At 61.9% G+C, this 2,914-nt stretch carries 2 protein-coding genes and 1 pseudogene; all 3 read right to left on the bottom strand.

Annotated features, from left to right (window positions below):
- A pseudogene (locus FY112_RS23070) lies at positions 1–237 on the bottom strand (hypothetical protein); the annotation flags it as partial.
- Between the two features lie 15 nt (positions 238–252).
- Entirely contained in the window at positions 253–492 is a 240-nt protein-coding gene (locus FY112_RS23075) for a hypothetical protein (protein ID WP_017961519.1), read from the bottom strand.
- Positions 493–619: 127 nt separating this feature from the next.
- Entirely contained in the window at positions 620–2,809 is a 2,190-nt protein-coding gene (locus FY112_RS23080) for an anthranilate synthase (RefSeq protein WP_131619652.1), read from the bottom strand.
- Positions 2,810–2,914 lie beyond the last annotated feature (105 nt).

Below are 2,914 nucleotides of genomic sequence, written 5' to 3' on the forward strand. Positions count from 1 at the left end.
CCCCCGACCCTTGGCGGAGACGCGGGCCGCGATCCAGACCTCATCGCTCATCGCCGCGCGGTCGACCGCCTGGAGAAGCAGTTCGAGGTTGAAGGAGAGCTTGAGTTCGCAGACCACCACGACCGGCGGCTCGGCATCGCTGAGGCCCACGAGATCGCACCCGCCGACCTCACCCTTTACGACATAATCCGCCGCCTCCAGGAAAGCTTTAACCGGCAAGTAGAGCGACGTCTCCATAGTGAAAACTGCGCCTCAGGCGGCGTTGAGATCGGCAATCTCACCGTATTTTGCAAGCAGCCGCGGCGAGGACATATCCCCGGTTTCCTCATCGACGATCACGGCATAAGCCGCCACGCCGACGAAACGCTCCGACATCGCCGAGGCGATTTTCTCCGCGCTGACGGAGTTCGATGCCTGGCGCATTTCACCGGGGACGAGATTGCCGCGGTTCTTGCGATAGGGAAGAACGATGAACTTTTCAGCATTGGCCACGTCGAATATCCCGATTGATCGTTCCTGAAATGTTCTGATTTGCCTGAAGAAGTCAACCGGCCTTTCGAAAACGGCCTGCCCCTCCCCGCAGTCGGGGAAAGGGCAGGCCAAATAACCGGCGAAATCCTTAGGCAGCCTTCGTCTTCACCTTGCGCGCCAGATGCGCCACGACATTTTCGATCATCCGCATCCCGGCATCGCCGCCGAGCGTCATGATCGACTCCGGATGGAACTGCACCGCGGCGATCGGTTCCTTGGCGTGTTCGATGCCCATGATTGTGCCGTCGTCGCTTTCCGCCGTGATGATGAACTCGCGCGGCAGCGTCGAGGGGTCGGCGAAGATCGAGTGGTAGCGGCCGACCGTCACCTCCTTGGCAAGGCCGGAGAAGACGATGCCCGGCTCCAGCACGCGGATGCGCGAGGGCTTGCCGTGCATCGGCAGCGCCAGATGGCGCAGTTCCCCGCCATAGGCTTCCGCCAGAGCCTGCAGACCGAGGCAGACGCCGAAGATCGGCAGGTTGCGCGCCCGCGCCTTCTTGATCGTCGCCTTGCAGTCGAAATCCTTGGGCGTTCCGGGTCCGGGCGACAGCACGACGAGGTCCGGGTTCAGCCGGTCGAAGATTTCCTCCGGCACCGGCGTACGCACGGTCGAAACCGTCGCCCCCGTCTGGCGGAAGTAATTGGCGAGCGTGTGGACGAAGCTGTCTTCGTGATCGACGAGCAGGATGCTGACGCCCTTGCCGACGCTCGCAACGTCGCGCTGGATCCTGCCGGAATTGCCCGTCTTGGCGTCTCGGATGGCGGAAAGCATGGCAGAGGCCTTCAGTTCTGTTTCGGCTTCTTCTTCGTCAGGAATGGAATCGTTGAGCAGCGTCGCACCGGCGCGCACCTCGGCGATACCGTCCTTGATGCGCACGGTGCGCAGCGTCAGGCCGGTGTTCATGTCGCCGTTGAAGCCGACCATGCCGATCGCTCCACCATACCATGCGCGTGGGCTCTTTTCATGGCTCTCGATGAAGCGCATCGCCCAGAGCTTCGGGGCGCCGGTGACGGTGACGGCCCAGGCGTGGCTGAGGAACCCGTCGAAAGCGTCCATGTCGTCGCGCAGCCGCCCTTCGATATGGTCGACCGTGTGGATAAGGCGCGAATACATCTCGATCTGCCGGCGGCCGATCACCTTGACCGAACCCGGCTCGCAGACCCGGCTTTTGTCGTTGCGGTCGACATCCGAGCACATGGTGAGCTCGGACTCGTCCTTCTTGGAATTCAGGAGCTTCAGGATCTGCTCGCTGTCGGCGATCGGGTCGTCGCCGCGCTTGATCGTGCCCGAAATCGGGCAGGTCTCGATGCGACGGCCGGAAACACGCACGAACATTTCGGGCGAGGCGCCGACCAGATATTCCTGATGGCCGAGATTGATGAAGAAGGAATAGGGCGACGGATTGATCGCCTTCAGCCGCTTTGAAATGTCGGACGGCTTGCTGTCGCAGCGCTCCATGAATTTCTGCCCGGGCACGACTTCGAAAAGGTCGCCCTTGCGGAAACTTTCCTTCGCCTTGGTGACGAGCTCGGCATATTCGCCCGGCCGGTGATCGCTCTTCGGCGGAATGGCATCCGTGTGTTTGAAGGGCTCCGCTGAGATATCTTGGGCCTTGCCCTCGGTCGTCACGCCGTCTTTTTCGAAGTCGTAACGATCGACCCAGGCCTTGGCGGCGTAGTTGTCGACGACGAGGATCTCGTCCGGCAGGTAGAGCACCATGTCGCGCTGGTCGGAGGGTCGTGTCAGCTTCAGATCGATCGCGTCGAACTGGAAGGCGATGTCGTATCCGAAGGCGCCGTAGAAGCCGAGGCTCGCATCCGCCTGCGAATAAAACAGGTCGGTAACGGCGCGCAGCACGGTGAAGACCGTCGGCATCTTCGAACGTTCTTCCTCGGTGAACACCCGGTCCGGCGTCTTGACGGTGAGGTCGAGGCGGCGGGCCGAGGAAGCGCCGAGCACGATGTCGGACACAGTCTTCAGCCGCTCGGTCACGAAGCCGAGGATCACCTCGCCGCGTTCATTATAGGCCTCGATCCAGACGTCGCGCCCGAAGGAAGAGATGCCGAGCGGCGGATCGACGACAGCGGTATCCCAGCGCGTATAGCGGCCCGGATATTCGTAGTTCGACGAAAACACCGCGCCGCGGCGCTCGTCGAGCTTGTCGACATAGGAAGAGACCGCATCGCCGTAGGGGATCGCCCGCCGCTGCCGCGTGACGGATATGCCGCCCTTGGTCTCGTAGATTTCCGCACCATCATCCCGCAGGATCGTTACCATTGTTCCACTCCGTTATCGGGGCCCGGACGACAGGCGGCCATAAAACAAAAAAAGCCGCCTCGAAGTTTCGGGCGGCTCACTCGTCGTCTTTGGACACGATTGGTC

This window comes from Rhizobium sp. PEPV16, from assembly GCF_008919455.1.
GTDB classification, from domain to species: Bacteria; Pseudomonadota; Alphaproteobacteria; order Rhizobiales; family Rhizobiaceae; genus Rhizobium; species Rhizobium leguminosarum_Q.

Coding starts and splice junctions, on each gene's coding strand:
- FY112_RS23080 (WP_131619652.1), bottom strand. CDS start 2,809: ATGGTAACGATCCTGCGGGATGATGGTGCGGAAATCTACGAGACCAAG.